The 23,217-nt window shown below is 56.1% G+C and carries 18 protein-coding genes; 4 read left to right on the top strand and 14 right to left on the bottom strand.

Features of this window, described 5'->3' with window-relative positions; all coding sequences use genetic code 11:
* Positions 1–76: 76 nt before the first annotated feature.
* Entirely contained in the window at positions 77–4,195 is a 4,119-nt protein-coding gene (locus DX909_RS11960) for a PKD domain-containing protein (protein WP_128545418.1), read from the bottom strand.
* Positions 4,196–4,446: 251 nt separating this feature from the next.
* On the opposite strand from DX909_RS11960, the gene DX909_RS11955 reads away from it, so the two are divergent.
* Positions 4,447–5,481, top strand: coding sequence for a PorP/SprF family type IX secretion system membrane protein (locus tag DX909_RS11955; protein WP_128545417.1), 1,035 nt, complete (start codon positions 4,447–4,449; stop codon positions 5,479–5,481).
* A 4-nt stretch (positions 5,482–5,485) separates the two neighbouring features.
* Here the strand turns inward: DX909_RS11955 and DX909_RS11950 are convergent, their stop codons facing one another.
* From DX909_RS11950 to mutL, 5 genes are all read right to left on the bottom strand, one after another.
* Entirely contained in the window at positions 5,486–6,748 is a 1,263-nt protein-coding gene (locus DX909_RS11950) for an aspartate kinase (protein WP_128545416.1), read from the bottom strand.
* 57 nt (positions 6,749–6,805) lie between these two features.
* The gene (gene dxs / locus DX909_RS11945; protein WP_128545415.1) at positions 6,806–8,740 is read right to left on the bottom strand and encodes a 1-deoxy-D-xylulose-5-phosphate synthase; all 1,935 of its coding nucleotides are present in this window, start codon (positions 8,738–8,740) and stop codon (positions 6,806–6,808) included.
* 295 nt (positions 8,741–9,035) lie between these two features.
* The gene (locus DX909_RS11940; protein WP_128545414.1) at positions 9,036–9,956 is read right to left on the bottom strand and encodes a rhomboid family intramembrane serine protease; all 921 of its coding nucleotides are present in this window, start codon (positions 9,954–9,956) and stop codon (positions 9,036–9,038) included.
* A gap of 3 nt (positions 9,957–9,959) precedes the next feature.
* The gene (locus DX909_RS11935; RefSeq protein WP_128545413.1) at positions 9,960–10,733 is read right to left on the bottom strand and encodes a rhomboid family intramembrane serine protease; all 774 of its coding nucleotides are present in this window, start codon (positions 10,731–10,733) and stop codon (positions 9,960–9,962) included.
* A gap of 33 nt (positions 10,734–10,766) precedes the next feature.
* Positions 10,767–12,671 (bottom strand): DNA mismatch repair endonuclease MutL, encoded by a 1,905-nt coding sequence (gene mutL / locus DX909_RS11930; RefSeq protein ID WP_128545412.1) that lies wholly within the window; start codon positions 12,669–12,671, stop codon positions 10,767–10,769.
* 258 nt (positions 12,672–12,929) lie between these two features.
* On the opposite strand from mutL, the gene DX909_RS29540 reads away from it, so the two are divergent.
* The gene (locus DX909_RS29540) at positions 12,930–13,088 is read left to right on the top strand and encodes a hypothetical protein (RefSeq protein WP_164851269.1); all 159 of its coding nucleotides are present in this window, start codon (positions 12,930–12,932) and stop codon (positions 13,086–13,088) included.
* 4 nt (positions 13,089–13,092) lie between these two features.
* Here DX909_RS29540 and DX909_RS11925 read toward each other — a convergent pair whose 3' ends face one another.
* From DX909_RS11925 to DX909_RS11900, 6 genes are all read right to left on the bottom strand, one after another.
* Positions 13,093–13,818, bottom strand: coding sequence for an RluA family pseudouridine synthase (locus tag DX909_RS11925; RefSeq protein WP_128545411.1), 726 nt, complete (start codon positions 13,816–13,818; stop codon positions 13,093–13,095).
* A gap of 1 nt (position 13,819) precedes the next feature.
* Entirely contained in the window at positions 13,820–14,638 is an 819-nt protein-coding gene (gene panB, locus DX909_RS11920) for a 3-methyl-2-oxobutanoate hydroxymethyltransferase (protein ID WP_128545410.1), read from the bottom strand.
* A gap of 94 nt (positions 14,639–14,732) precedes the next feature.
* Complete coding sequence (locus DX909_RS11915) at positions 14,733–16,157, bottom strand: murein hydrolase activator EnvC family protein (RefSeq protein WP_128545409.1); 1,425 nt, start codon at positions 16,155–16,157, stop codon at positions 14,733–14,735.
* 22 nt (positions 16,158–16,179) lie between these two features.
* Entirely contained in the window at positions 16,180–17,025 is an 846-nt protein-coding gene (gene lolB1, locus DX909_RS11910) for a lipoprotein insertase outer membrane protein LolB1 (RefSeq protein WP_128545408.1), read from the bottom strand.
* Entirely contained in the window at positions 17,018–18,766 is a 1,749-nt protein-coding gene (locus DX909_RS11905) for a tetratricopeptide repeat protein (protein ID WP_128545407.1), read from the bottom strand. The genes lolB1 and DX909_RS11905 overlap by 8 nt, the downstream gene beginning before the upstream one ends.
* Positions 18,767–18,956: 190 nt before the next feature.
* Complete coding sequence (locus tag DX909_RS11900; RefSeq protein ID WP_128545406.1) at positions 18,957–19,601, bottom strand: AlbA family DNA-binding domain-containing protein; 645 nt, start codon at positions 19,599–19,601, stop codon at positions 18,957–18,959.
* 194 nt (positions 19,602–19,795) lie between these two features.
* Between DX909_RS11900 and DX909_RS11895 the strand changes: the two genes are divergently transcribed.
* On the top strand, positions 19,796–20,242 hold the full coding sequence (locus DX909_RS11895; protein WP_128545405.1) for a sterol desaturase family protein: 447 nt from the start codon (positions 19,796–19,798) through the stop codon (positions 20,240–20,242).
* Between the two features lie 68 nt (positions 20,243–20,310).
* Here DX909_RS11895 and DX909_RS11890 read toward each other — a convergent pair whose 3' ends face one another.
* On the bottom strand, positions 20,311–20,532 hold the full coding sequence (locus DX909_RS11890; protein ID WP_009284883.1) for a DUF2795 domain-containing protein: 222 nt from the start codon (positions 20,530–20,532) through the stop codon (positions 20,311–20,313).
* A 194-nt stretch (positions 20,533–20,726) separates the two neighbouring features.
* On the opposite strand from DX909_RS11890, the gene DX909_RS11885 reads away from it, so the two are divergent.
* Positions 20,727–21,455, top strand: a complete 729-nt coding sequence (locus tag DX909_RS11885; RefSeq protein WP_128545404.1) for a copper homeostasis protein CutC — start codon at positions 20,727–20,729, stop codon at positions 21,453–21,455.
* Between the two features lie 59 nt (positions 21,456–21,514).
* Here the strand turns inward: DX909_RS11885 and DX909_RS11880 are convergent, their stop codons facing one another.
* Positions 21,515–23,110, bottom strand: a complete 1,596-nt coding sequence (locus DX909_RS11880; RefSeq protein WP_128545403.1) for a sodium/sugar symporter — start codon at positions 23,108–23,110, stop codon at positions 21,515–21,517.
* Between the last annotated feature and the right edge of the window lie 107 nt (positions 23,111–23,217).

Here is a 23,217-nt window from a genome sequence, read left to right as displayed (position 1 = left end):
GAAAACCAGCTTGATTTTCAGCCTTTTTACAGGCACCTGATTCATTCAAATATACGCAATTTCGTGCAGATTTCCGCTATCTGACCAGCAGAATTGAACCGCGTTTTACAACTTTCGGACGGTCCGGATAATACACGCTTTTGAAGCTTACGGTATAGGCATAGACCATGGAAGGATAGGCTTCTCCGCGGTAGATGCCGTCCCATTTCTGGTCCGGATTCGTCGAGACGAAGATGACCTCGCCCCAGCGATTGAAGACCTTCAGTTCGAAGTCGGTGATGTACGCCGTGAAAACATCCAGCTGATCGTTATTCCCGTCTCCGTTGGGGCTGAAGGCATCCGGAATGATCACCCTCGGTTCACACTTGTCCACCACGGTGGCCGTATCGATCAGTACACACCCGTTCTCACCCGTGACCCGGACCACATACCTCCCGACCTCGATCACCGTAATACTGGGCGTCGAATCGCCGGAATGGGGCCAGAAATAGGTCAGCTGCGAATTGCCGGATGCCCGGATGACGGCTTTTCCGTTATCGGCCACGCAGAGCGGCACATCCTTCGTCACGCTGACGTTGGGCAGCGGCCTGAACGTCAGCCGGACGTCCTCGGTTACGGAACAGGCCCCAATCGTGGCGACCACGGAATACGTGCCTGAACCGGCCGGCCGGATGGAAGCGGTCGTATCACCCGTCGACCAGCGGTAGCTGGTTCCCGGCGAACCGGTTACCAGAAGCCGGAAATCCGGTGAGGGACACAAGGTCGTATCCGGGCCCAGGTTGGCAATGGGCGGAAGCCGCACGAAAACCACCTTCCGGTCGGAAGCGACGCAACCGCCCTGCGATACCGAGTAGGTCAGCACCAGCGGCTGCGTTCCGGCAGCCAGACTGTCGGCCGGTAGAAAACGCCCGGTGCTGTCGACACCCCGCCCGCTCCAGAAGCCTCCCGTGGGCGATGCGCCGTTGAGATTGAACGGCTGGCCGTTGGAGCACACTTCCAGCGGGGGGCCGGCTTCTACGGCCGGTTTCGGATTGAACGTAACCACCACTTCATCGGAACCGACGCAGCCGGTCCGGGTATTCCGGACGGTCAGACGGTAGGTGCCCGGATTGTTCACGGTAATCGAAGGAGAGGTCTGCCCGCTGCTCCACTGGTAAACGTCGCCCTGAGTCTGCACCAGAGACGCCAGCAAAGCCGTATCGCCCAGACATTTACCGCGATCCGGACCGAGCGCGACGAAACCGGTCGTGTCGATCGGGACCCGGATGTTGTTGAGGGTATCGATACAGCCGCCCTCGTCCCGGGCTTCGAGGCTATACACCCCGCCGTCAATGCCGGTCAGGCCGGAGCCGGTGCCGACTGTCTGCCCGTTCGCGTCTTTCCAGACATACTGCGTCGGTCGGCCCTTGACGATGGTAATTTTGATCGAACCGCTCTGCGGGATTCGGCAGAGGGCGGTCTGGGGGTCGGCTTTTACCTCAATGCTGTTGTTGGACTGGAGTTTCAGCGTCGTATCGACCGTACAGGCGTTGTCGCTGATGATCCGAACCGTATACTCGCCGTCCCGGATGTTCCGCAAAATGGCCGACGAATCGCCGATGGGTTGCCCTCCGGCGCTCCACTCGAACCGCCGGACCGTGCCCGACCCGACACTAAGCCGGATGCTGCCGTCGGTCGTCGTACAGCCGGACGGCGGGGTCATGAAGGCGGTGATGGCAGGCTTCGGCAGGCTCTCGACCCGGATGGTATCGCTGTTTTCGCAACCGGTGGCATCCCGAACTACCACGTAATAGGAACCGCCTTTGGTGACGCTGGTCGTCCGTTCGGTCGAACCGGTGCTCCAGCGGAAGCTGGTCCAGCCGTTGCCGTTGGCCGTCAGGGTCAGTGAGCCGTTCAGACAGAGCGTCGTGTCGGGGCCGAGGGAGAAGTTCGGCGGACGACGCAGAATCACTTCGACGGTATCGGACTGGAAACAGCCGCCGTTGGCCGCAATCACGATGAACCGTCCGGGCGTGATACCGTTGTAACCCGGCCGGCCCGGTGTCGTGACGGTAAGCGTCCGTTCGTTGTACCCTCTCAGCACCCGGCCGTTGCGAATCCAGATGTACGTTCCGGCCTCGACCTTGGCGTCCAGCGTATGCGTGTTCTTACAACTGTCTACATCCGGCCCTAAGTTGATGGGGTCAGGGGTTCGGACGATGGTTACCGGCTGGGTGATGGTCGTGTCTTTACAGACACTTCCGTCGGAACGCTTGGTAACGATACGCAGGCTGACGTTGTAAACGCCCGGCTCGCGGAACGTATGCGTCGTGTCGGTATTCTGGGTGGTCAGCGGGGCGCTGCCGTCTCCCCAGGTCCAGGTATACGAGTCTTTTAAAGGCGGACACCTCGGCGTTGCCGTGAACCTGGTCGGTGAGCCGGCGCAGGTATCGGCATAGGAGAAACCCGGCGAACTCGACGGCTCGTTGAAGTTGGCGACCATGTTCGGCAGACCCAGCTGGCTGGTTGGGCCGTTCAGGTCAAGACCATTGGGATCGAAGGTAGCCGGGGCCAGCAGCTCGTCGTTGGGGTTATCGATCACTCCAAGGCTCTTGCTGTCTTTGATGGCGACGTAGATTTTACCGTCGGAGCCGATCTGTAAAGCGCCGTATTGTCGGCTTTTCGTACTGTCGAGAACGGATTTGGACGCTTCGATGGCCGCCGGGTCCGGATTACTGAGGTCGTAGACGACGATCTGCGAGGCCGTCGCCGTGTCGCCCTGGAGCGACACGTAGACCTTTTTGCCGTCGGGCGAAAACTCGACGCCGTAGGCTTTGGGCGGGGCCGGACCGAGGTTGATGGTCGGTCCGGCCGTCAGAACGCCGGTCGAATCGTTGAACGTATAGGTTTCGAGGTAGTTGGTCGGCGGGCCGGGCACGATCACCGCCAGCGGCCGGTTGCCGTTGCCGGTCGTATCGGCCGGACCGATTTTCATGTAGCCTTCCCCCTTGGTTATCGTGTCGTGCGGCATCCCCAGGTTGTATTCGGTCGGGCCTTCGACCCCGCCTTTGGTGACGTGGTAAATCTTGAAGGTGTTATTGCCGTATTCGTGCGAAATCATCCAGTAGGTCGTGTCCCGGTCGTTCCGGACCGAGGCCAGCCGTTCGGTCGTCAGCGAATCGACGAGCGTATTTTTCTCGACGATGGCGCCTTTCCCCTGGTTATACCGCATATCGACCACGCTCATCGTCAGCACCTTCTTGCCGCGAATTTCCGAGGTCGTGTAGACCCGGTACAGGTATTCGCATCCCCGGCAGGTCGGCTGCGGAACGATCAGCGCCGACTGGGTGGAGGTCTGGCTTCCCTGAAGCTGCGCCGTATCGGCCGGGTTGAGCGGCTTCATGGGATTGCCGTCCTTGTCGTAGATGGTAATCCCGCCGGTATAGAACAGTAGCTGTCCTTTGGTATTGGAAATCGACGAGGAACCTTCGACGGTATTCAGCTTGCCGTCGTCGAGCGGGGTAGGGCTGCCGCCGGAGAAGTCGATCCCGGCATTGTTCCCGAAATACCACTTGGCACCCTGCTGCTGCGGACGTTCTCCGCAGATTTTGACGTTGATCCGGTCCTCGACGGAACAGGCGGTGGCCTTGTCGGCCTGGGTGCCGAACCAGACCTCTACCGAGTAACAGCCCGAGCTGTCGACTTCCAGCGTGGCCGTCGTATCGCCTTTGGGATACCAGAGGTAGCTGACGCCGGCCGGCGCTCCGTTGGGGTAGGGGTTCAGGGTGATTTTCTGGCCTCCGCAGAGCATGGTATCCGTACGCCAGTTCTGGAAAGAAGGGGGCGGAGTTCCGATGGTGACGGTGTTGGTGGAGCTTACCGTAGTGCCGTCCTGAAGCGTCCGGGTCAGCGTGACGGTGTAGGTGCCCGGGTTGTTATACACATACCGGGGGCCGGCGGCCGTCGAGGTATCGTTCGGGTTGGCGGTATCGCCGAAATCCCACAGCCGCGACCGGACCGGGGAGCTTGTCTTTAATGTGTCCTGAAACGTTACGGGTGGGTTGTCTTTACATGAAGGATCAGGTGTACAGAGCTTTCCGCTAACTTTGATGCCCGATGCAGCAGGAGTCTGCTGCGCCCTGGCAACGCCGATGAGCAGCCCCCAACACAGAAGCATCCATCCCAGCCTTCGTACCAATCCTGTATAGGTTGCCATTCGCTGCTAATAAAACCGGTTAAGTGCTCCCGCCTATTTTTTATGCTTACATAACAGATACGGCGGGTATTACGTTATTGTAAACGAATTCCCGGCTGTAAAATTTTATGTGTTACCAATTCGCACCTATCACCAACAGCCGTTATCTTTATCTTACCGGCGGTTCATTTTTCGCTTCACAAAATCCTTTCCGTTTCGGTGCGTTATACGGTATGAAAGTTGGCAGGTTGTTTGCTCGAAAGATACAGGATATGTTAAAAAGTTACACTCTGATTCTCCTTGGTTGTCTGGCTATTGGGACCGCCCGGGCGCAGGACCCGCAGTTCTCTCAGTTCTATGCGGCTCCCCTGTACCTGAACCCGGCCTTTGCCGGATCGGCGCTGGCACCGAGGATTACGGTCAACTACCGCAACCAGTGGCCTTCCGTCACGAACTACGTGACGTCCATGGTGAGCATCGACCATTTCTTCGAACGCTATAACAGCGGTGTCGGCCTGACGCTGCAGAATGATGACCAGGGCCAGGGACGCATCCGCTCCACGGACATCGGCCTGCACTATGCCTATCAGTTCCGGGTGGCCGAACAAACGTTCGTCCGGCTTGGGGTGCAGGGCTCCTACGTGAACCGCACCATCAACTGGTTCGGCCTGACGTTCGGGGATCAGTACAACAACGGCGGCTTTACGGGGAATCCCACCACGGACCCCGTGGTTACGAACGGCTCTCCAAAATTGTCTTACGTGGATTTTTCGACGGGCGGTCTGGTGTATTCGGACTGGTACTGGGTCGGGGTGTCGGCCCATCACCTGAGCCAGCCGAACCAGGGGGTCTTCGTCATCAGCGACGACAGCCGTCTGCCCCTCAAAGGCAGCCTGCACGCCGGTCTGCGGATTCCGTTTGCCGGTTTTACGGGCCTGGGCGACGAGTGGGAGCGGGAAAAAACCATCTCCCCAGCCGTCAATTACCGGTTTCAGGGCAAATATGATCAGCTGGATGTGGGTTGCTATCTAACGTATTCTCCGGCCGTATTCGGGCTGTGGTACCGCGGTCTGCCGCTCAAACGGTATGCGCCCACCATTACCAACCGCGAATCGCTGGTGGTACTGGCGGGCTTTCGCCAGGATAACTTCTCGATCGGTTACAGCTATGACGCCACGATTTCGTCGCTCGGCCCGGGCAGCGGGGGCGCCCACGAGATTTCCATTTCCTACACGTTCGACAACTTTCCTCCGGGCAAGCCGAAAACCAAACGAAGGGACAAACAGCTCTCCTGTCCGAAGTTCTAAGGTTTCAACCCAGGTCCTTCACGACCAGTTGGACGGTATACCGGCTTTTCTGCTCCAGCAGCAGCTTTTTATTGACCAGAACGCGGTCGATGGTTACCTGATCGTAATAGCGAATGGTAATCAGCTCCAGATCCTCATTATAACTCAGTTTGAAATCTTCCTGAAGCCGGGGCAGCAGGCGACCGAGCCGTTCGGGCTGATTGTCCACCACGACCGTAAAGCTGATGGCCGTGTTCTGCATCAGATTGGTTTTCACGCCGTAGGTAGCGAAGAGGCCGAAAATCCGGCTCAGGTTATCTTCCGCAATGAACGAGAAATCTTTCGGATGCAGTGAGATAAGAATCTGATTGATCTTGAAGATAAAGGACGGAACGGGCAGATGGCGCTCGAACTGCCCGATGGTGGTTCCCGGTTCCCCGGGTTTCAGAAACGACCGTACGTATAACGGAATTCCCTTGTTCTGAAGCGGTTTGATGGTTTTCGGATGAATGACCGTCGCACCGTAGTAGGCCAGTTCGATGGCGTCCTGGTAGGTGAGTTTTTCGATTTTGACGGTTTCGTCGAACCATTTGGGGTCGGCATTCAGCACGCCTGGAACGTCCTTCCAGATCGTAACGCCGTCGGCATCGAGGCAATAGGCGAAAATGGCGGCCGTATAGTCGGACCCCTCGCGGCCGAGCGTCGTCGTATACCCTTCGCGCGTACTGCCGATAAATCCCTGTGTCACAATGACATTTGTTTGCAGCAGTTCGGCCAGCGTGTCGGTAATGTACTCGCAGGTCTGATCCCAGTCGACTTTAGCCTCCCGGTAGCCGTCATCGGTACGGATCAGCCGGCGGGCGTCCACGAGGTACGAGTCCAGACCGGCCATGTTGAGATAGGCATTGACGATCTGGGTGGACAGGAGTTCGCCGTAGGACACGAGGTGATCGTATACTTTGTCGGGATTATAGCCGGGTTCCTGGGCGAGGTAGTCTTCAATAGCCTTGAATGACTCATAAACGGCCTCGTAAGCGCCTTTCCCCGTCGACCCGAGTTCCTGCATGATCTGTTCGTGATAAGCGCGTATCCGGTCCCAGACGGCCTTCACGTCCGGTGTCTTCTGATAATAGGACCATACCAGATCTTCCAGCGCATTCGTGGTTTTGCCCATGGCGGAAACGACCACCAGCAAATGGTCCGAACGCTCTTCCTTAATGATTCGGGCGATATTACGTACACCGGCCGCATCCTTTACGGACGCACCGCCAAACTTGAAAACCTGCATTGTGATTGGGGAGCAAGGGTAACGGAAACGGGTCGAACCGCCCGTTTCCGGCCCTATTTAAACAATAATCCCCCGTTCGGCAAACATCAGTTCGCGAACGGCCCGGGCGATGCCCTCCGAATCGAATCCGCATTCGCGGTGAAGTTCGATCTGTTCACCATGTTCGACGATGGCGTCGGGGATGCCCAGGCGTTTGACGCGGGCGATGTAACCGTGGTCGGTCATGAATTCCAGAACGGCGCTGCCGAAGCCGCCCATCAGACAGCCGTCTTCGACCGTCAGCACCTTGTCGAACCGGCTGAAAATCTCATGCAGCATGGCTTCGTCGAGGGGTTTGACGAACCGCATATCGTAATGTGCCGGAGTAATTCCTTCATTTTTCAGCAGTTCGCAGGCGGTGACGGCATAATTTCCGATGGGTCCGACGGTCAGGATGGCGACTTCCTGGCCGTCGCATATTTTCCGGCCCCTGCCGATCTCGACCTTTTCCAGCGGAGTCCGCCAGTTCGGCATAACCCCTTCCCCGCGCGGATACCGGATCGTAAAGGCCCGGCCTCCCTGCTGCACTTCGTCCGACTGGGCGGTATACATCAGGTTTCTCAGTTCCTGTTCGTTCATCGGCGCCGATACGATCATGTTCGGAACGCACCGCATATACGCCAGGTCGTAGGCGCCGTGGTGAGTGGGGCCGTCGGCGCCGGCAAAACCGGCGCGGTCCAGACAGAAAATGACCGGCAGTTCCTGGATGCAGACGTCGTGAATGACCTGGTCGTAGGCCCGCTGCATGAAGGTCGAGTAAATATTGCAGAATACCACCTGCCCCTGGGTCGCCATCCCGGCCGAGAACGTCACGGCGTGCTGCTCGGCGATCCCGACGTCGAAGGCCCGTTCGGGCATGGCTTTCATCATGATGTTCATCGACGAGCCGGAAGGCATGGCGGGTGTCACCCCGACGATCCTGTCGTTCTTTTCGGCCAGCTCGACCAGCGTATGCCCGAAAACGTCCTGGTATTTGGGCGGCTGGGGTTTATCGTAGACTTTCTTTTTTATCTCGCCCGTCACCTTGTCGAACAGCCCCGGCGCGTGCCATTTGGTCTGGTCCTTTTCAGCGGGGCTGTAGCCTTTCCCCTTGACGGTCAGGCAGTGCAGCAGTTTCGGGCCGGGGATGTCCTTCAGATCGTTCATGACGCTCACCAGATGGTCGATGTCATGGCCGTCGATGGGGCCGAAATACCGCAGGTGCAGCGATTCGAACAGGTTGCTTTGATGAAGCAGCGTCGATTTGAGGCCCGACTCGATTTTGGAAACGATCTCCTGCGCGCTTTTGCCGAATTTGCTCATCTTGCCCAGCAGATTCCAGACCTCGTCCTTCATCTTGTTGTACGTCGGCGAGGTGGTAATGTCGGTCAGGTATTCACGCAGGGCCCCCACGTTGGGGTCGATGGACATGCAGTTGTCGTTCAGGACGATGAGCAGGTCCGCATCCGTCGAGCCGGCATGATTCATGCCTTCGAAGGCCAGACCGGCGGTCATGGCACCGTCGCCGATCACGGCAAGATGGTGGCGCTTCGGGTAATTCTGAAGCTGTGACGCCACCGCCATCCCCAGTGCCGCCGAGATGGAGGTCGAGGAATGGCCGACGCCGAAAGAATCATAAGGACTTTCCTTCCGTTTCGGGAAACCGGAAAGTCCCCCGTAAAAGCGGTTGGTATAGAAGCTGTCCCGCCGGCCGGTCAGGATTTTATGTCCGTAAGCCTGATGCCCGACGTCCCACACGAGCTGGTCGTCCGGCGTATTGAAAACATAATGGAGGGCAACCGTCAGTTCAACGACTCCCAGGCTGGCGCCAAAATGCCCTCCATAGACCGAAACATTATCGATGATAAACTGACGCAGTTCGGCACAGACTTGCGGGAGTTCGGTTCGGTCCAGGTTACGGAGGTCGTCCGGAGCGTTAATCTTAGCGAGCAGCTTGCCGGGAGTGATCAACATAGCAGGTTGGATGGTAATTTATGTCTTCCATTAACAAACCGTAGTAACAAACTGTTTTCCAGCGTTAAGTCATGGAAGCTTGACCGGGCGAAAGTACAAAAATTTTACAAATCAACGCTACTTACCCGTTTAAAAAGCGAATGGCACAGATGCGGTAAAAATCGTATGGATTGAAGGCGGAAAAGAGTATTTCAGCAGCAAAAGCGCTGGTTTGATTATGCCGCGCGCCAGAATAAAAACCCTGAAGGTTCCCTGTTAGATGTTTCCGTATTTTCGAAAAATACAATTTGAGGCTTTAGTTTCTCTGGCTGGCTCTGAACAGTTTCTGCTTCTCTTCCCGGGTCAGGCTTTCGTAGCCGGAACGGGAGATCTTATCAAGAATGGCATCGATTTCATCCTGATCGGGCATGGCGACCGATGAGGAAGACGCGGGAGCCGAATAAGAGCCGGCGCTCATGCTGGCATTGCTCCGCTGCCGATAAGATACCTTAACCGGCGGTTTCTTCCGGAACAGGCCCTGCCAGCCGTCCATGACCCAGTAAATGGGCTGTCCGAGGTCCGTACCGCTTTGAAGCAGCTTCACAAACACAAAACCGACCAGCGCTCCGCCGAGGTGAGCCAGATTACCGCCGGCATTTGGACCGATGGACTGCGCCAGCGACAGGACGATGTAAAAGAAGGCGATGTATTTGATCCGGACAGGGCCGAAGAACAGCAGATGAAACGTGTAGTTGGGGAGCAGGGTGGAGGCACCGACCGCCACCGAGAAGGCGGCCGCCGAAGCGCCCATCATGCCGGAGTCGGCCACCTGGTCGTGAAAGTAGGGCAGGAGGTTGAAAATAGCCATATAGGCCAGCCCTCCGGCCAGACCGCCCAGCATATACAGGGCCACCAGCCGCCGGTTGCCGAGGTATTCATCGATCAGCCGGCCGAACCAGTACAGAAACAGCATGTTGAAGAGGATGTGAAATACGTCCTCGTGCGTAAAGAAATACGTGATCATCGTCCAGGGACGGGCAATGAACGTACCCAGGGAGGCCGGAAGCCGCAGTTGCTCGACGATCAGGTGATACACACCCGACGTCTGACCCAGTGTCAGGACGACCTTCAGGATCAGCAACAGCAGAAAGACAATCGTATTAATCAGAATCAACTGAACCAACGTATTGTTTGGCTTGTTGAATTCGCTCCGGAAGTCGTCGAACAGTCCACTCATCACTCAATAAAAATTTTTGCGTTGTGTACCCCAATACTTAACCAGCAAAAAGGCAAACAGCATACCACCGATGTGCGCAAAGTGGGCCACGTTGTCGGCCTGCGCCCGATAGATGCCCGAGTACAACTCGTACGCGCCGTAAAACGCCACCAGATATTTCGCCTTAATCGGAATCGGCGGAAATAGTAGGAAAAGTTCGGTATTTGGGAATAATAATCCAAATGCCATCAATATTCCGAAAATCGCCCCCGAAGCCCCGACCATCGGTACTCCGATCTGCTGCTGGTAATAACTATTGACAAGCCGTAAGGACCCTCTTATATACGACGGATCGCCCGGATTGTCTTCAAATTCACTTAAAAAGCCGTCGGCCTGAGCCAGCAAGCCGTGGTCCGACAGAAAAACTTCCAGCGCCTGGGGTGTAGGGTTCGCCTGAAAGGCTGCCACTGATTCACGTAACTGGCTGGCTTCAAAATAGTTTATCCCCGAAAATAATAATCCGGCACCAATGCCGGTAACGAAGTAAAATATCGTAAACCGCTTACTTCCCCAGACCCGCTCCAGCATGGGAGCAAAGACGATCAGCCCCAGCATATTGCTGAATATGTGACCAAATCCCGCATGCAAAAACATGTGAGTTATGAGCTGGTGCGGAGCAAATGCCGGGGACAGAAACGAGTAAAGCCCGAATGTCCTGATCAGGTCGATTCCGGATGACTCCACAAAAAATAATCCAACATTGATGAGCAGGATCGTCCTGACAACGGGCGTAAGCATAAAGTTGTAACGTTTTCGCTATAAATAACTGCTTCAGGCCCGAAATAGTCCTGCTAATTTATCCAACGTCAATAGCGTCGTGATCGGTTCGCCGTTCGGAGAATAAGCCGAATTAGACGACGAAAATAACTGTTCGACCAGCGCCCGTAATTCCTGCTCGGCCAGTTTCGCCTGATTCCGGGCCGCCGACCGCCGGGCCAGCGAACGGGCCAGCGATTCGGCGCGGTCGAGTTTCAGCCGGCCGGTATCCTCCCGAAGCTGCGCCAGCAAATTGGCAAACAGATCTTCTTCGTTTTCGCCCACGGCCAGGGCGGGCACGCCCCGGATCATGAAGGCATTCTGGCCGATCTCATCATACATGAAGCCCAGGCCGGTCAGTTCATCGCGGAGTTCGAGGGCAAGGTGGTAATCCACCGGCATGACCGTCACGGTTTTCGGGAACAGCAACTGCTGGGAAACGCCGTTTCGCCGGGTCAGGGCCGTCCGGTACTGATCATACAGAATCCGCTCCCAGGCACCGCGCTGATCGATCACCATCAGTCCGGAGCGGACCTGGGTCAGCAGATACCGATTGTGAATCTGAAGGATGGATCCGATCTCTTCAGGTGCAACCGGTGGATCGGTCAGTTTGTTTGCCCGGCTTCCGAGGGTAACCGATTCCAGGTCGGCGGACGGTTCGGACGAAGCCGGGTTGCCGAATAAATCGGCCGGTGCGGGGGCGGTTTCGTTTTCAGGCAGGCCCTCGAACAGCGCCTGCCAGTTGGTGGCCGGTTTCCGGCGCTCAAAGCCGGCACCGAAACCGGCGGGTTCGGGTGTCCAGGCGGGTGCCGCAGGGCGGGCTTCCGTGTCCGGCTTTTCGCTCCTTCCGGCCTCGGGCGCCGGGCGCCGGGGGAGCGACGTCAGCGGCAGAAAGTTGACGTCCGCATCGAAATCCAGCGAAGGCGTCAGGTTATACACCCCGACGGCCTTCCGGACGGCGGCCATCACAATGGCATACACCGACCGCTCATCGTCGAACTTGATTTCGGTTTTGGTCGGGTGAATGTTGATGTCGATATGCGACGGGTCGATGTCGATAAAAAGAACGTAGAACGGATGACTGCCTTCCGGGATCGTCCCTTCGTAGGCACCCACGACCGCATGATGCAGGTAGTTATGCCTGATAAACCGGTTATTGACGAAAAAGAACTGCTCTCCGCGCGTTTTACGGGCAAATTCCGGCTTGCCGATATAGCCGCGGACCTTCACGTAGGGCGTTTCTTCCTCACAGGAAGCCAGCTGCTCGCGGTATTGCTTCCCGAACAGATCGACGATCCGGCGGCTCAGCTTGCCGGCCTGGACGTTATAGACCTCCGAGTCGTTGTGGTAGAGCGAGAAGGCAACTTCCGGATGCGCCAGCGCCACCCGCTGAAACTCGTCCAGAATATGCCGCATCTCCACCGAATTGCTCTTCAGGAAGTTTCGCCGGGCGGGAACGTTGAAGAACAGGTTCTTCACCAGGATGTTGGTGCCGGGCAGGCAGGAAACCGCTTCCTGGGTTTTGCGCTCCGAGCCTTCCATCCGGACGAGCGTGCCGAGTTCGTCGGCGGCCCGGCGGGTCCGCATCTCGACCTGAGCGACGGCCGCAATGGAAGCCAGCGCTTCGCCCCGGAAACCCATCGTCCGGATTCGGAAAAGATCGTCCGACGAACGGATTTTCGAGGTAGCATGACGCTCGAAACTCATCCGGGCATCGGTTTCCGACATACCGACACCGTCGTCAATAATCTGGATTAATGTTTTTCCGGCTTCCCGTATAATTATTTGTACGGTTTTTGCACTGGCATCCACCGAATTCTCCAGTAATTCCTTTACTACTGATGCCGGCCGTTGCACCACTTCTCCTGCCGCAATCTGATTGGCAATCGAGTCCGGTAACAGTTGAATAACATTTAACATTTTGTATTAATCTAATAATTCAAAAACGTACAGGAGAACAAATTACTACATTCCGGTGAGATAAGAAAAATCGGAGAAGCACCAATGATTATTTTTTTAATCTTTTTTTTCAAATTGTTGTTATAGAAATAATTCAAGACTAATTTTGACAATAGGTAGAATTTATGCCTGAAAACCTTTACTGGAAATCTGGTTGCACCACGCTTCTTTGCCAGCCGGTATAAGTTCTTCCCCAGTTGTCGTTACCCAATTACGGAGATGAAGAAGGTCAATTTGTACATGATTCTGCAATGGGTGTTTTTCTTCCCCATTATTCTGCCGCTGTGCATGATTTTTGGCGCTGTTCAGGGAGCCGTTCAGATGGCGGAACGGGTCATCAATCAGTTCTGGTCGGATGTTTCACCGACCGTAAAGTAGAGGCTTAGTGGATGAAATCGAGATTTTTATCCCGGTATTCTTCCGTATCGAGCGACAAAAATTCTTCCCAGAAGGGATTGTTGGGAACGCCTGCCTTACAGACCAGCGGTTCTTTTTTAACGGGGTGCACGAAGTACAGCCGTCGGGCATGCAGGTTGATGCTGCTGTCCTGGTTCGGCCGTGGAAAACCGTATTTAACGTCGCCCCGGATCGGACAGCCCATACTGGCGAGCTGGACACGGATCTGGTGCGGCCGGCCCGTGATCGGGTTTACCTCCAGCAGGTAGTGATCGTTGATTCTTCCCAACAGGCGGTAGCTCAGCTCGGCCTTTAGTGAACCGGGCACTTCATCCTCATACGCTTTGACGGTATTGCTGTTCTCGTCTTTCAACAGGAAGTGCGTCAGTTTTCCTTTTTCCTCTTTCGGTCTCCGGCCCACCACGGCCCAGTAGGTTTTCTGCACCTGCCGTTTCCGGAACACCTCGTTCATGCGCTCCAGCGCCTTCGAGGTACGGGCAAACACGACCAGCCCGCTGACGGGCCGGTCCAGCCGATGAACGGTTCCGAGAAACACGTCTCCCGGTTTATTGTACTTCTCCCGGATATAATCCTTGACCATATCCAGCAGGGTCCGATCGCCCGTCCGGTCGCTCTGCACGAGCACACCGGGCTCCTTGTTGACCACGATCAGGTGATTATCTTCGTATACGACGACGTATTTCTTTTTCATTTCAGTAAGCTTCTTCCGGACTCGGAAACTCCCGGTCCTTGATGTCATCCACATAATGGCCGATGGCATCGGTAATGACCGTGTGCAAATCGGCGTACCGGCGCAGAAAACGCGGTTTAAACTCCTTAGTGATGCCCAGCAGATCGTGGAGTACCAGAATCTGGCCGTCGGCATGCGGGCCGGCCCCGATCCCGATGGTGGGAATGGTCAGGCTTTCGGATACCTGTTTCGTCAGGGCCGCCGGTATTTTTTCCAGCACGATACCGAAACAACCAATTTCTTCCAGCATTTTGGCGTCGTCGATGAGCTTCCGGGCTTCTACCTCTTCTTTGGCCCGGACCGCATACGTTCCGAACTTGTAGATCGACTGCGGGGTCAGGCCCAGATGCCCCATCACCGGGACGCCGGCGCTCAACACCCGCATGATCGACTCCTTCACCTCCAGTCCGCCTTCCAGTTTGACCGCGTGCGCCCCCGACTCCTTCATGATCCGGATGGCCGACCGCAGGGCCTCCGAGGAATTGCCCTGATAGGACCCGAACGGCAGGTCCACCACGACCAGTGCCCGCTTCACGGCCCGAACCACCGAGGTGGCATGGTAGATCATCTGGTCGAGGGTGATGGGGAGGGTGGTTTCGTAGCCGGCCATCACGTTGGAAGCGGAGTCGCCCACCAGAATCAGTTCCACCCCCGCGGCATCGACCAGCCGGGCCATCGAATAATCATACGCCGTCAGGGCCGATATTTTTTCTCCTTTATTTTTCAGCGCCTGGATGACGTGGGTAGTGATCCTTTTGATATCCGGGTTATGAACAGACATGATGATAGTAGACGGTTGGCTGAACTGACGATTGAGGTCTTCGGCTGGCAATATGGAGTAAACCAAAGTAAGCTCAAAAAGATTCTGACCGGGGTCAGCGGTCGATGAGCCACGACTCCGGGTTCATGCGGCTGGTGTTTTTCCAGACCTGGAACTGCATCTCGGCGACCCCGTCCTTATCGGTGGCGACGATACCGATGGCATCACGTGCCTTCACCCGCTGGCCGACCTGCACCGAAACGCTTTTCAGCTTGGCATACACGGTGTAATAATCGCCGTGCTGGATAGCCACGATGTTGTTCATCCCCGTCACATAAGTCGTATACTGAACGATTCCGTCATACACCGTCCGGACCGGTTCGCCGGGGTTGGTCTGGATGTCGATTCCGGGATTGTCCTGCATAACGCCTTTCAGCACCGGGTGTGGTTTGACTCCGTAGTGGTCGGAGATAAAACCCCGGGATACCGGCCAGGGCAGGCGGTTTTTGGATGCGGCAAAGGACGACGCCAGCGCCGATTCTTCCTCACTCAGCAGGGTGTTCCGGCGTTCGTCGGGTTTGCGGGAGGCCACTTCCGCTTCCGGTTCGGCGGCTTTGGGCTCGGCGGCCGGCTTGTCGGTCGTGGTTTTCCCGGCATCCGACTCGGCCGTAGCCGGTTTATTGGCTTTGGCCGCGGCTTCGGCGGCTGCCCGTTCGCGGGCGATCCGTTCGCGTTCGGCCCTCTCGCGGGCCAGACGGGCCAGTCGTTCCCGTTCTTCCCGTTCGCGGATTTCGCGCCGGATCATTTCCGTAATGGCGGATTCGAGGCTTTTCACCGCCCGGCGACTTTCGGCCAGTTCGGTCCGGAGTTCAAGCTCTTTGGCGCTCAGCTCCTCGGCTACGCGGTTTTTCTCCTCCTTGAGCCCTTCGAGCCGGGTGGTTTCCTTCACCTGAACGACCAGCGTATTCTGCTGCTGCTGTTTCTTGTTCTGGGTGGCCTGCTGTTTGGCCAGAATCTCGCCCCGTACCTTTTCGATCTGCCTTCCCTGACTTCGCCGGGCTTCCGAATATTGCTGGAGGTATTTATAGCGGGCCACCAGCTGGTTGAAGTTCTCGGAAGAGAACAGAAATCCGAGCGGATTCACCTGCTGCCGGCGCTTATCCGCCGAGTAAACCATTTCACCGTATTCGGCTTTCAGTTTTTCCAGGTCTTTCTTCAACTGGTTGCCCGTCCGCTGCAGCTCCCGAATCTCGGAGTTCATCAGTTTGACGTCTTCCTTCAGGAGGTTGATCTGTTTGGACTGGGTGGAAATCTCCTGATTCAGCGCTTTCAGCTGGCCGAGGGTTGCCTGTTTCTGGGAAGACGTCTTCTTGAGGATCGTCCGGATCTGCGACATTTTCTCGATGTTCTGCCGCTTTTCCTTTTCCAGCTGCTGACGACTCCGCTGCTGGGCCATTGCCCCGCTGCAGGCCATCCAGCACAATACGACCGGAAGGACACACCATTTCCAACCTTCAGCCCGAACCACTCTGTACTTCATATGCGTTGTGAACGCCGGGCCGTCAGGGCCTCCGCTGGTATTTGGGCGGAATGCTGAACGGGAAACCCGGATTTTTTTCGGTAAGCTCTACTTTTGTATGCCGGATCCGCAGCACCGTCTGGTACGGCATCCCGTCGTTTTCAGATTTGTAGTTGACGGTGACCAGACTGGTATACGGAAACAGGAAATTATTCAGGGCGTTGAAATCCTCATAGTCGAGGGTGAGGGTATTGCGGGTCGGCTGTTCGACCACCAGCAGCTTTTTAAGCTTCCGGTTCTCTTCCCCTATATAATTCTCCACCAGCACTTTGCCTTCCCGCTGGCGCAGAAGGAGATAGTCGTTTTCGTTTTTAACCCGCTGGGCCGGCTTCTGGGGCAGGGGCAGATTTCCCACCAGCAGCGACTGAATCAGGTCGAACGTCAGGTTGAAGTTGAACCGTCGGCTGAGGGTCGGGTAATCGTACACGGAATATTCCCGGTGAACCCGGTCGGTCACGACGACCGAATCCTTCGTGATCAGTGCCCGGGCCACTTCAACGCCGACGCCCGATACCGACAGCCAGATCAGGCTGTCCTTGGCAATCCGGAGGTTGACGTTGGCGTTGTTGATGTCCTGCTCCTTACTTTTGAAAGAAACCTTCGATTTAGCCGTCAGAAACGCAAAATCCACCTGATCGACGCTCGCCTTCGGATCGATGGAGGGCGGGGCGGAGGGGGTGGACACGCTGTCGGGCCGGACCGGAATCTTCACCGTGACGGTATCTGTCGAGGGCGGAGGGGGTGCGTTGCGAAACATTCTCCGCCGGCGACATCCCTCCGAACTGAGCAGGATCACGATGCAAATCAGCCCGACGAGGTATTTACTCATACATTTTTCCGGTTGCAATTTTCTTATCCAGCCGGTCGCTGGTTTCGCCCTTCTGTTTGGCCTTTTTCCACTGCTCGACGGCCTTTTCCCGCTCGCCCAGCTGGTACATCACGTCGCCGTAGTGCTCGATGATCGTACCGCTCACATTTTTATCCACCTGGATGGCTTTTTCGAGGAACGTACGGGCTTTGGCGTAGTCTTTCATCACGTAAAGCACCCAGGCATGGGTATCCAGGTAGGTGGCGTTGTTCTGGTTCTTCTCGACCAGCCGCTCCGACAGCTGCAGGGCCAGCGGCAGTTTTTCCTTCCGCAAGGATAGGAAATAGCTGTAATTATTCAGCACATGGTCATTCTCCGGGTCATCTTTCAGCACCAGTTCGTAAGCCTCGTCGGACTTCTGATGATCGCCCAGACCGTTGTAGGCATCGCCCAGCTGGGCATTGACGCTCTTCATCAGTTCGGCATTGGTCGCTGACAGCCGACGGGCTTCCTCCAGCGCGTCGACGGCCTCCTTGTAGTTCTTTTTAACGTATTGCGCCGATCCGTTGAAATACCAGAAAACACCCTGATTGGGGAACAGTTCCAGCGCCTGCTCGGAGTGGGTCAGGATGCTGTCCATCTGGTTCAGTTCACCGTCGATCTGAAGAATGGCGCCCCAGATTTCAAAGGTCGACTTGTCGAGCCGGGCGGCCCGGACGTAATAATCCCGCGCTTCGGCCTTATTGCCCTGCTGAAGGAGCAGTTCAGCGAAAATGGCCTGCGAACGGGCGTCTTTAGGATGAGCCGCTGCCAGCTCCTTAGCCAGCTTGAGGGCACTTTGTTTCGCTTTTTCATCCTTACCCACCATACCGATGTAGCTCGACAGGATGCGGGCCTTGATGTCGGATTCCAGATTGGGATTGGAGAAGACCTTGTCGAGTTCCTGGCTGCATTTTTCCAGATTGCCCTGCTTGCGGTAAAGATCGGCCAGCATGACGTGGGCCTGGGGGAGGTCGGTATTGACTTTCAGGGCCCGTTCGAGCCAGCTGACGGCCTGGTCGGTCCGGTCGTTGGCGATGAGCAGTTCGGCCCCTTCGAGCAGGTAGTCGGTTTCACCCGGTTCGGAGGCCGCCAGTTTTTCGGCTTCCTGCACCGCCTTGTCGACTTTGTTCTGCTTCAGATAAATCCGCTGCTTCTGGCGAATGATCTCTTCGTTGAGGCCGGTCGCCTTTTCGACGCGGTCATACATTTCCAGCGCCTTGTCGGGTTTGTCGTCGAAGAGATAGATGGCGGCCAGTTCGACGCCGTATTCGATATTGTCGGGGCTCTTTTTGATCAGATCTTCATAGAGACGCTCGGCGTCGGCATAGCGTTTCTGCTTGACGAATAACTCCGCCAGCTGAAGAACGTAGTATTTATTGGTGCCGTTGTCGAGCTGAACGGCTTTCTGGGCGAAGGGGAGGGCGTCTTCGGTCTTTCCCTGCTTCATCAGCGCCTGGGCCGCCGAATAATGGGCCGCCGGGTGTTCGGGGTAGAGCTGAATCACTTTCTGGAACTGCGCCAGGGCTTTCGAAGGCTCGTCCATCATCATGAACTTCATGCCTTCGGTGAACAGCGATTCCTCGACGCCGTGAACGCCTTCCTTCGTTTTCTCTTCTTTGGCTTTCCGTTGGGCCTGAACCGGTGTACCAAGCCCTACGATCAGGCAACTGATACCGGCAACCAGCCACTTCCGCCAATTAGGTTTTACCGGGTATTGCATTTGTTCATGAATGCTAAAAATGATACGGAACCAAGTGAGCCCGGGGGCAGGCTCCCTGAGTTCAAACGTGTTTGGTACAACCTCTATTGCAACCAAAGGCTACCATTGGTCACAATATACAAAGGTAGTGGAAAACATCGGATTAGTTACCGGCAGAACCCATTAGATGAGGATGTGGGGCAAGGCTGCCTTACCCCACACGTGGCGTAAAATGATCGACCATCTCGTCCGGGTGCACTTCCAGTACATTGGCAAGTACGAGCAGAACGAGGGTTCGGGAAGCCATTTTTCGGGGAATGTTGGCGATATTGGCGAAGCGGTCGACCGTAATGCTCTGGTTGGAGTCCAGGTGCTGCATCAACGTACGCTCCTTGTCGCCGTAGGTGAAACGGAAGTTCCGCTGAACGGATTCGCCTTTGAGAATCTCACGCACTTCCTTGCTGGCCTGAACCGCCTTATCTTCGACCCGGACATAGGCACGGCGTACCTCGTTAATCGGGTCATCTACATAGTGGGGCTTGTTTTCGCTCTCCGGCACAGTAATCACCAACACCTCTCTCTCATTGGCTAACGGCACGCGCTCGATGTGGTATTCGATCGCCGGTGTGCAGTACTTTTCGATGGCCCGGACCAGCAGAAACTCATCCTCGTCGATGTGTTTGAGTCCCTGGATGCTTTTGTCGTCGCCGATGCCGATCAGGAGTTTTCCTCCCTCCGTGTTGGCAAACGCTACCACTTCGCGAATGATCCGTTCGGGGTGATTGGACTTAAGTTTGAATTCAAGCTGCGTTCCCTCACCCTGCCTAACCAGTTCTTTGAGCGCCCTGTAGTCCATCCGTCGTGCGGCTATGTCTCAGGAAGGGATTAGCCTTCCCTTGCTTTTAAATGTAAACGTTTTACGATTATCAAAAACGATCGGAATACTATTTATTTTTGCCCTGCAGGCACACAGCAGCAAAAATCGATCCCAACCATTTTACAAACAAATGGTTTACCGAGTATCAGCAAACCCATCTACTTAACAAGAAAATGCTGCAAAACGTTGCGATAATTCTTATCACCTTCGTGGTCATGGAAGGCGTGGCCTGGTGGACTCACAAGTACATCATGCACGGCTTCATGTGGCGCTGGCACCACTCTCATCATAACCACCACAAAGGCGTTTTCGAGAAAAATGATCTGTTCAGCGCCCTCTTCAGCGGGGTGGCCGTCGGGCTGGTCGTGGTGGGGTCGGAGGTGGAGTCGCTCTGGTTCCTGGCACCGCTGGGAATCGGCGTTACACTATACGGGATCTTCTATTTTATCTTCCATGACGTCATCGTCCACCGACGCATCCGGGTCCGCTTCAAAACCGACCATCCCTATCTCCGGCGGATCATCCGGGCGCATTACGTCCATCACAAAGTGCACAAGCGCGAGGGGGCCGAAGCGTTCGGTTTTCTGTATGCCCCCAAAAAGTACGGGAAGGAAGGCTAAAATGATAAAACCCACAAAATCAGGCCCTTCAGGCAGGTTTTGTGGGTCATTCAATGCGTATGGGCCGCTTAATACTCGTCTTCGTTGAAGAAGAAGTCGTCTTTGGTTGGGTAATCGGGCCATATTTCCTCTATACTCTCGTAGGGCTGACCGTCATCCTCCAATTCCTGCAGATTTTCGACCACTTCCAACGGAGCGCCAGAACGTATCGAGTAGTCGATCAGTTCATCTTTGGTTGCCGGCCAGGGGGCATCTTCTAAATAAGATGCCAGTTCGAGTGTCCAATACATAGGCGTTTCTGCTTAACTATGACGATTAATTGTCGTAAAGTGTGCAAAAGTAAAAAAATATAAATATCCTATACATTTCCCCGATAATTCTTTGCATAGTGTGATTTACCGGTGTTCTGCCGTCATTTGCGGAATTGGCGGGCCGGGTTCTCCATCCGTGTTCCTATTACCATTTTATAACCCATAATGTTTCTATGACCGTTGAAGTTTGCGCTTTTTCGCTGGAATCCTGCCTGATCGCCCAGCGTACCGGTGCCGGGAGGGTCGAATTATGCGGGGGCGTAGGGGAGGGGGGGACTACACCCAGCTATGGTTTGATTACCCTCGCCCGCCGGCACCTCCGGATTCAGCTATACGTCATGATCCGGCCGCGCGGGGGCGATTTCCTTTACAGCGATACCGAACGGGACGTCATGCGCCGGGACATTGAACTGGCGAAGGAAGCGGGCGTCGACGGAGTGGTTCTCGGCCTGCTCAACCCCGACGGATCCGTCGATGAAACCCGGACCGCCGAACTCGTCCGGCTGGCTCACCCGCTGCCCGTGACGTTCCACCGGGCCTTCGACCTCACCCGCGATCCGCGGGAAGCCCTTGAAGCGGTGATCCGTACCGGGGCGAAGCGGATTCTGACCTCCGGCCAGCAGCCCCGTGCCGAAGCCGGCCTTCCCCTGCTGGCGGAACTGGTCCGGCAGGCTGCCGGACGCATCGAGATCATGGCCGGAGCGGGCGTCACGGCCGACAATGCGGCCCGGATCGCGGCTGCGGGCGTGGATGCGGTCCACCTGACCGGTAAACAAATCACCGAAAGCGCCATGCGCTTCCGTAACCCGCAGGTACCGATGGCTTCGGCCGCTCTGGGCGAATATGAACTGATGGGAACGGACGCCGGCATGGTTCAGGCCGTCGTCCGGGCGGTTTCCTAACACAAAGCCGGGCAGAGACCCATTCTCTGCCCGGCTTTATCAGCTGGATTCGCTGTCGATTACCAGAAATAAGCGTACAGGAAAATCAGGATCGCCACGACCACCGAAGCGCCCACGGCGAAGGTTTGGGACGTTTTGAACATGCTGGCGTCGATCTCCAGCCCCTTCGTACTCGGACGCGCCAGGCTAACCACGATCATCAGCGCCACGCAGATCAGGAAAACGATGCCCATGCGGTCGATGAACGGAATATCCGGGGTGACATACTGCATGGTGACGGCCATTACAAAACCGCCGATGATGGCGATAAGAGCTGCCGTGGAGTTGGTTTTCTTCCAGAAGAAGCCCATGACGAAGGCGGCAAACACCCCCGGCGATACCAGACCGGTCATCTCCTGAATAAACTGAAACCCGCCTTTCTTGTCGATGCCCAGATACGGCGAAATCAGGATGGCCGCCACCATCGACACGACCACCACGATACGGCCCGTCCGGACCTGGTGCCTTTCATCGGCATTCGGGTTGATGTATTTTTTGTATATATCGAGTGTAAAGATCGTCGAGATACTGTTGGCCTTCCCGGCCAGCGACGCGACGACGGCCGCCGTCAGGGCCGCGAACGACAGCCCTTTCAGCCCGGAGGGAAGCAGGTTCAGCAGAACCGGGTAGGCGTTGTCCGGCGACAGTTCCCCACCTTTCATCATTTCCTGCTGAAACAAGCCTTTCTGGTACAACATGTAGGCGGCAATACCGGGCAGAATCACGATGATCGGCATCAGCAGCTTCAGAAAGGCCGCAAACAGAATGCCTTCCCGGGCGGTCTTGAGGTCGGCGCCCAGGGCCCGCTGCGTGATGTACTGATTACAGCCCCAGTAGTTCAGGTTCACGATCCACATCCCGCCGATCAGAACGGACAGGCCCGGCAGCTGCATATAGTAGGGTTCTCCCTTGTGGAAAATCATCTGGAAATGGTCCGGAATGTTCTCCAGCATCAGCGAGAAGCCCCGCCCGACGCCCTGGGTTCCGAACTGCTCCGACACCAGGTTCAGGGCCAGATAGGTCGTGGCCAGCCCCCCCAGCACCAGGAAGAACACCTGAATGACGTCCGTATACCCGATGACGCGCATCCCGCCGACCGTAATGATGACGGCAAACAGGGCCAGCCCCCACATACAGGCCGTAAAGTCGATGCCTGAGATGGTCGTAATGGCCAGTGCGCCCAGATAAAGGATGGAAGTCAGGTTGACGACGATATACAGCAGCAGCCAGAAGATCGCCATGATCATACTGACCGTGTTGTTGTACCGCTTCGTCAGGAACTGGGGCATCGTGAAGATGTGGTTCTTCAGATAAATCGGCATGAAGAAGATCGCGACGACCAGCAGCGTGGCGGCCGCCATCCACTCGTAGGTGGCGATGGCGAGGCCCATGGAAAAGCCGTTCCCCGAAGCACCGATGAACTGTTCGGCCGAAATGTTGGAAGCAATCAGGGAGGAGCCGATCGCCCACCAGGTCAGGGCGCCTTCGGCCAGGAAAAACTCGGTGGAGGAGGTTTGTTTCGATTTCTTTCGCTGGTAAATCCAGTAGCCGTACGACGCTACGATTATGAAATAAATGAAGAAAATGACGTAGTCAAGAGTCTGTAATTTTTGCATAACAACGGCTTAAAATAGGCAAGAAATACGCGTAGGATTTTTCCGGAGCGAAAGATAACATTTTTTTGTTCCGCCACGGCCCCACTCCTGTCCGACATTTTCCAATA

The sequence above is a fragment of the Larkinella soli genome (assembly GCF_003703975.1).
Taxonomy (GTDB): domain Bacteria; phylum Bacteroidota; class Bacteroidia; order Cytophagales; family Spirosomataceae; genus Larkinella; species Larkinella soli.
This window is presented reverse-complemented; position numbering and strand designations above follow the sequence as displayed.

Bases quoted from the DNA above. Each gene is read 5' to 3' on its own strand.
- DX909_RS11960 (WP_128545418.1), bottom strand. From the start codon at position 4,195: ATGGCAACCTATACAGGATTGGTACGAAGGCTGGGATGGATGCTTCTG.
- DX909_RS11955 (WP_128545417.1), top strand. From the start codon at position 4,447: ATGTTAAAAAGTTACACTCTGATTCTCCTTGGTTGTCTGGCTATTGGG.
- DX909_RS11950 (WP_128545416.1), bottom strand. From the start codon at position 6,748: ATGCAGGTTTTCAAGTTTGGCGGTGCGTCCGTAAAGGATGCGGCCGGT.
- dxs (WP_128545415.1), bottom strand. From the start codon at position 8,740: ATGTTGATCACTCCCGGCAAGCTGCTCGCTAAGATTAACGCTCCGGAC.
- DX909_RS11940 (WP_128545414.1), bottom strand. From the start codon at position 9,956: ATGAGTGGACTGTTCGACGACTTCCGGAGCGAATTCAACAAGCCAAAC.
- DX909_RS11935 (WP_128545413.1), bottom strand. From the start codon at position 10,733: ATGCTTACGCCCGTTGTCAGGACGATCCTGCTCATCAATGTTGGATTA.
- mutL (WP_128545412.1), bottom strand. From the start codon at position 12,671: ATGTTAAATGTTATTCAACTGTTACCGGACTCGATTGCCAATCAGATT.
- DX909_RS29540 (WP_164851269.1), top strand. From the start codon at position 12,930: ATGAAGAAGGTCAATTTGTACATGATTCTGCAATGGGTGTTTTTCTTC.
- DX909_RS11925 (WP_128545411.1), bottom strand. From the start codon at position 13,818: ATGAAAAAGAAATACGTCGTCGTATACGAAGATAATCACCTGATCGTG.
- panB (WP_128545410.1), bottom strand. From the start codon at position 14,638: ATGTCTGTTCATAACCCGGATATCAAAAGGATCACTACCCACGTCATC.
- DX909_RS11915 (WP_128545409.1), bottom strand. From the start codon at position 16,157: ATGAAGTACAGAGTGGTTCGGGCTGAAGGTTGGAAATGGTGTGTCCTT.
- lolB1 (WP_128545408.1), bottom strand. From the start codon at position 17,025: ATGAGTAAATACCTCGTCGGGCTGATTTGCATCGTGATCCTGCTCAGT.
- DX909_RS11905 (WP_128545407.1), bottom strand. From the start codon at position 18,766: ATGCAATACCCGGTAAAACCTAATTGGCGGAAGTGGCTGGTTGCCGGT.
- DX909_RS11900 (WP_128545406.1), bottom strand. From the start codon at position 19,601: ATGGACTACAGGGCGCTCAAAGAACTGGTTAGGCAGGGTGAGGGAACG.
- DX909_RS11895 (WP_128545405.1), top strand. From the start codon at position 19,796: ATGCTGCAAAACGTTGCGATAATTCTTATCACCTTCGTGGTCATGGAA.
- DX909_RS11890 (WP_009284883.1), bottom strand. From the start codon at position 20,532: ATGTATTGGACACTCGAACTGGCATCTTATTTAGAAGATGCCCCCTGG.
- DX909_RS11885 (WP_128545404.1), top strand. From the start codon at position 20,727: ATGACCGTTGAAGTTTGCGCTTTTTCGCTGGAATCCTGCCTGATCGCC.
- DX909_RS11880 (WP_128545403.1), bottom strand. From the start codon at position 23,110: ATGCAAAAATTACAGACTCTTGACTACGTCATTTTCTTCATTTATTTC.